Annotated in this window: 3 protein-coding genes; 1 reads left to right on the forward strand and 2 read right to left on the reverse strand. The window is 68.1% G+C overall.

All coding sequences use genetic code 11. The features are described 5' to 3' along the window. Positions 1-106 precede the first annotated feature (106 nt). Positions 107-3,511, reverse strand: coding sequence for a tetratricopeptide repeat protein (locus ACZ6AA_RS40460; RefSeq protein ID WP_471463538.1), 3,405 nt, complete (start codon positions 3,509-3,511; stop codon positions 107-109). 194 nt (positions 3,512-3,705) lie between these two features. On the opposite strand from ACZ6AA_RS40460, the gene ACZ6AA_RS40465 reads away from it, so the two are divergent. After that, the gene (locus tag ACZ6AA_RS40465) at positions 3,706-3,828 is read left to right on the forward strand and encodes a hypothetical protein (RefSeq protein ID WP_358228153.1); all 123 of its coding nucleotides are present in this window, start codon (positions 3,706-3,708) and stop codon (positions 3,826-3,828) included. Between the two features lie 1,653 nt (positions 3,829-5,481). Here ACZ6AA_RS40465 and ACZ6AA_RS40470 read toward each other — a convergent pair. Next, positions 5,482-6,000: tetratricopeptide repeat protein (locus ACZ6AA_RS40470; protein WP_471463540.1), on the reverse strand; the 519-nt coding region annotated here is incomplete at its 5' end.

Genomic DNA, 6,000 nt, shown 5'->3' on the forward strand with positions numbered 1-6,000 from the left:
TCGGGTTGACACCCTAGATAATGATCGCAGCCACCGGGTGACCAGTAGGCGTGCCCAGCCGGACCGGGTCGAGTTGTCGGCGGGGGACGTGATCTCTCGGAATTGGCTATTCCTGCGAACCGGCCCGGGGGCTGTTCGCTGCGAGCCAGGTCTGTATGTCTCTCGCCTCTCGCCCACGCCCGAGCCTGAGGAGCAAGTTCGCCTGTAAGCCCAGCGCAGCGCAGAGCGGCGAAAGGAACTGCGCGGGTAGAAACACTACGAGTCGACGATAGATCTCCACCGCTTCCCCCGTAGCTCGCAGCGCTCCAGATTGGTCTTGTCGCGCTTCATAGCGCACCCACGCCCAGGAGGTCAGAGAGCGGGCGAGGTTGGGGTTGTAGGCGGGCGGGTTGCCCGCCGCCAGCCCTCGGAAGATCTCCACGGCCTCCTCAGCAGCGGTCGAGGCCTCCTCCCGCCGCCCCACCGCCGACAGTCCGTTGCCGAGGTTGGTCAGCGAGCTGGCGAGGTCGGGGTTGTAGGCGACCGGGTTGCCCGCCGCCAGTTGACGCCGGATCTCCACCGCCTGCTCAGCAGCGGTCAAGGCCTCCTCCCGCCGCCCCACCTCCGACAGGGCCGCTCCGAGGTTGTTCAGCGAGCGGGCGAGGTCGGGGTTGTAGGCGGCCGGGTTGTCCGCCGCCAGCCCTCGGAAGATCTCCACGGCCTGCTCAGCAGCGGTCGAGGCCTCCTCCCGCCGCCCCACCGCCGACAGCCCGTTGCCGAGGTTGGTCAGCGAGCTGGCGAGGTCGGGGTTGTAGGCGGCCGGGTTGTCCGCCGCCAGCCCTCGGAAGATCTCCACCGCCTGCTCAGCAGCGGTCAAGGCCTCCTCCCGCCGCCCCGCCTCCGACAGCCAAACGCCCAGGTTGCTCAGCGAGGAGGCAAGAGCGGGGCTGTAGGCGGCCGGGTTGTCCGCCGCCAGTTGACGCCGGATCTCCACCGCCTCCTCGACCGCGGCCAGGGCCTCCTCCCGCCACCCCAGCGCCGACAGGTCCGCTCCGAGGTTGTTCAGCGAGCTGGCGAGTGCGGGGTTGTAGGCGGTTGGGTTGTCTGCCGCCAGTTGACGCCGGATCTCCACGGCCATCTCGGCCGCGGTCAGGGCGTCCTCCCGACGCCCCACTGCCGAGAGCCGGGCCCCGAAGTTGTTCACCGAGATGGCGAGGTCGGGGTTGTAGGCGGCCGGGTTGTCCGCCGCCAGCCGTAGGTAGATCCTCACCGCCTGCTCAGCAGCAGTCAGGGCCTCCTCCCGCCGCCCCACCGCCGACAGCCAGCTGCCCAGGTTGTTCAGCGAGTATGCGAGGTCGGGGCTGTATACGTCCGGATTGCCCGCCGCCAGGCCCCGGGAGATCTCCACCGCCTCCTCGACCGCGGTCAAGGCCTCCTCCCGCCGCCCCACCTCCGACAGCCCGTTGCCGAGGTTGTTCAGCGAGCTGGCGAGGTCGGGGTTGTAGTCGGCTGGGTTGTCTGCCGCCAGCCCTCGGAAGATCTCCGCCGCTTCCTCGGCAGGGGTCAGGGCCTCCTCCCGCCGCCCCACCTCCGACAGCCAAACGCCCAGGTTGCTCAGCGAGTATGCGAGGTCGGGAGTGTACGCGAGGTTGGTGCGGGTGAGGTCGCGCCAGGCTTGCAGGGCGTCTTGGCCAGCAGTGAGGGCTTCGTCGCGGAGTCCGGCGTAGAACTGGCGAACTGCGAGGGTCTCGTGGATGCGGGCGCGTGTGGCGGGGTCCTGGGTGGTGGTCAGGCGGTGGTGGGCGAGGCGGGAGGTGATGGCGGCGATACCGACGTCCAGGTCGGTGTGCCGGCCTTTGGGGAGGTGTGGCTCGATGGCTTCCAGGACGGTGAGGTCGAGGCTATCGAGGTTGGCCAGGGCGGCGAGGGTGGTGCCGCCCGCGTACAGGGCGAGTTCGGGGTGCTTCTTCAAGAGGGGGTAGAGCTGGCGTGTAGCGATGTGAGGCCAGCGTTCCGCTGCGTTGATCAGGATGGTGAGGGTGTCTCGGGTCCAGGGCAGGGATGGGGCGGGGTCGTAGGTGGCGGCCTCGAGCAGGCGGGCAGGGGCTTGGTCGGCCCAGCCGGTGGACAGGGCGAGGAAGTCTTCGCCAAGCCGGTCGGGGTACAGCGGTTCCAAGTAGGTGGCCGGGGCGTCCAGGGTGTCCGGGGCAGGCTGTGGGTAGCACACGGCGTGGTCGCGCAGGACCTGCCCAGTGGTGAGGGTGGCCGGGATGTCGACTCTGGCGTGGGTCAGAGCTTCCAGGGCGGTGTCCCAGTCCAAGGGGCGGGTCAGGGTCGCGGTGTAGACGGCCTGGGCCATGATCCCCGACTTGATCTCGACGTCGGGGCTGTGATCGTGGAGTTTGTCCCAGTAGTCGCGTTCGCGATCCAGCAGGTACCGCGAAAGGCTCGCAGGGTCGTTGGGGGGTGCGGCGCCACGCAGGCGGGCATCGACGGCGACCAGGGCGGCCATGTGGATGGTCAGGGTTAGGCCGAAGGCTTCATCCGCAAGGTTGCCGGGACACAGAACGGTCTCGGGGTCGTTCAGTTGCAGGGCGGCAGCGAAGCAGTCTCGGGCAGCGGTGAATGCCTCCTTCCGCGCGTCCGTGCGCAGGCCTGACAGTGGCAGCAGTTCGATTGTGCCGGGGAGATAGTTCAACTTGTCCAGGTCGTGCTGCCAGCTTCTCCACCAGTCGCTCGCGGAGCGGGCGAGCAACAGGACGCGCAGCCTTTCGCCAGGGCGGGCTGCCAGCGTCTGCAGGAGATTTCGCAGGTCCTGCTTGGGCCAGCGTTCCGCATAGTCGATCACTAGCAGGGCACGCCTGCCCAGGGCGGGAAGTGTTGGGGCGGCGGTATTGGGTGTGCTCGTGCTGCCGCGTAGGGCCTGCCAGACCTTCCAGCCGGTCCTCGTGGCCGTGTTCTCGGCCAGGCGGGCGGCCAGGCGGGTTTTGCCCTGGCCGCCGGGGGCGTGCAGCAGGGTCACGGCTGCCACCGAACCGTCACTGTCGCGCCAGTCCTCCAGGCGTGCCAGGTCGGCTCCTCGTCCGGTGAAGGGCACTACCTGGTGCTGGGCCGACAGCAACTGGCTCGGCTGGTCCCGCCACGTCTGCACCGGCTGCCTGCTAGGCCGGGGGAACCGCTCGACCGTGAACGCTGCAGGCGCTGGCACGGCGTTTTCTTCCTCCAGCAGCTCCAGTACCTCGGTCAGGACCGTGTGACGTTTTCTCCACAGCTCTCGGTCGTACAGCGCCCTACTCAAATTGATGTTGTTGCGATCGGCGTACTGGTCACAGGCGCTCAGGAAGGCGTCGATGAACTCCCACGCGACCGGCTCGATGAAATCGGCGCTGAGCACCTTGCTGATTCGCGTGGTACTGAACCTGCTGCCGCTGTGCCGCACCAGGGCCCCGTAGGAAGGGTTTCCGGCATCCCGGAGCACCTCCTTCAGTTGGGCGGCGAAGCGTTCTCGCGCCGCCTGCTGCGCTGCTGTCATCTACGTCGTTCCCCCTTGTGCACTGTCCGCGATCGTCCCGGGCCGGTCCCCGCCGCGGCCGCGATGACCAGGGCAAAGGAAGGGCGCATTCCCGTCTCGTCCCGGATCGCGATGACTCACCCGCCATGGCCTTGAGGATCGGTGGCGTCGGCCGACACCACCGTCCCAACGGCCCGTGAAGGGAGGAGATCCCCATGTCCCGCACCCGACTGACCCGCCGTGAACGGATGACCCTGGCCGCCGCCGCGCTGGGAGCCGTTGTCAGCGGCGCCATCCGCGCCCTGACCGCCTGGATGCTGAACCAGATCTCTGGCTGAAGCCCCGCCACCACGCCCGGACGCAGCCGGCGCTGCCTGCACAGGGCGCCGCCAGCTGTGTCCGGGCTCTGATCGAAGTGCTCGGGACACCGGCTCTGTGTCCGCGCTCTCACCCAGCCCACGGCATCATGGCCTGTGGCTGCTGCCGCCCTTGTGAGTGCTCGGCCGCAGCACCGGCTGGGCGGCAGGACTTTTCCCCCGCATCGACTGCGGCGCCTGCACCCCGCAACTCTCCACCGCCGGTCCGACTCCAGCATTTGGCCCATTTCGCCCCCCCCCGCCCGCGTGCTGGTAGGCCTGAGACGGTAGCGCGCCATCTGCGTATACACAGCCCCTTTGGAACACATATGCCCTGCCGCCGCCGTCGGGTTCTCGTCCCGTGCCCGCACACACCGCAGGCAGCACTTGCAGATGCCCGGCCTGCCACTGTCCAGGCCCTGAAACGGGCCGTACGCTGCAGGCACCCGGATGGGGAGAGTGCCGGCCCCCGTCGCGCGATGCGGCAAGGGCGCAGCGGCGGTCAAGTGAGGACGTTCTCGCGTACGTTCCCGGTGCCGGCATGGATGATCCAGGATCCGTCTTCCTGGCGATCGGAAGATCACAACGCCTGGGCATGTCTGGCGCGCCGCCGTCGCCCATGGCATCAGTCAGGCTCTTGCGTCCAAGGCCGCGCTCGGACCCGGGCTATGCATCTAGCCTTACAGGCAGTTCGATCTTCCCGGCACACGGGCGAGTGTGCACCGCGCTGCTGGTGCGCAGCTGCCGCCCCCGAGACTCGGCAGCTTCTCGACCCTGAACCGGGTGACTCCAAGGCGCACGTCTGACGCCCGCAGTGCCGCTACGCCATCATCATCCGGCACCGTTCCGGTCGCTGCCCCGAGCCCGCCGTGTACCGCGTCGCCGATCAGGACTTCGACGGGCCCCACTGGGGCGGTGGACTGCACTCGCACGGCGTGGGTGTGGGTGATTGCCCGCGCCGGCGGCAGCCGTGGCTGGTGCTCCGGTTCACGGCGCTGGACCACGACGGGCCCCTCGCCGCAGGTGCGCTTGGCACCCTCCATCTCGCAAGTGCTGTCCGTTCTCGTTGGTGGAACCACATGCCTAACTTGCCTTACGCCTCTCCAATACGCTGACCTGTAGAGACACTTGACAGCACTAGATAAGCTTCGCCAGCACCGGCCACGCAACGAACCTAGCCACGCGACAAGGTCAATAACCCGATATCAAGCACAGGCTCTCAACCTGTCGCACACCACCGCGAGCCGCTACGCGACGATCGCCCAGAACCTGCTCTGATGACGCTCGATGAAAGCGACCACTCTGAGATCAGGAGTGGCCTCAGACCTGCTCGGCTTGATTCCCCACCCATAGCCCGTTGATCGGCAGGCGGATGCCACGCCTGGTGCCGCCTAATACCCATCCGACGCCCTGCCCGGGTGAGCTCGTCAGGGGTGGGCGAAGATCATCGCAAGCGACGCTGTCGACGCCCTTGATATGCGGGCGCAGCAACAGGCGCCAACGGCCCTGGGCCTGACATTGCGAAAGCTGCCTGTCTGACGAACGTTCCGAGACGCGACATAGACGCGTACACCAGAGGCGCTAACCGCGACCGGCAGGAACACCTCCGTGATCTTCGTATCTCGCGAACGATCGTTATCCGGCACCGTCCTCAGCCCGCCGTTGCCAGTATTCGAGATTTTGACGAGCGATGCGGATGTGAGGGTGGCTGCTGCCCAACGCCTCCAACATCCGCTCTAGCCACTGCTCGCAGGCGACTACTGCGCCTGCCACGTCCCCTGCTTCCCCCCGCCAATGGGCAAGGCTGCCCTGGACGGCCAGGGTGTAGGAGTGGTCGCGACCCAGCACCCGCAGCAAGTCGTCCAGCAACTGCTCGGTGGCAGTGGCAGCGCCGCCCGGATCTCCCGCCGCCCCCCGCCAAATGGCGAGGCTGCCACGGGCGGTCAGGGTGTAGGGGTGGTCGGGACCCAGCACCCGTACCAAGTCGTCCAGCAACTGCTCGGTGGCAGTGGCAGCGCCGCCCGGATCTCCCGCCGCCCCCCGCCATCGGGCAAGGTTGCCACGGGCGGTCAGGGTGTAGGGGTGGTCGGGACCCAGCACCCGTACCAAGTCGTCCAGCAACTGCTCGGTGGCAGTGGCAGCGCCGCCCGGATC

This window comes from Streptomyces sp. NPDC040610 (genome assembly GCF_055594065.1).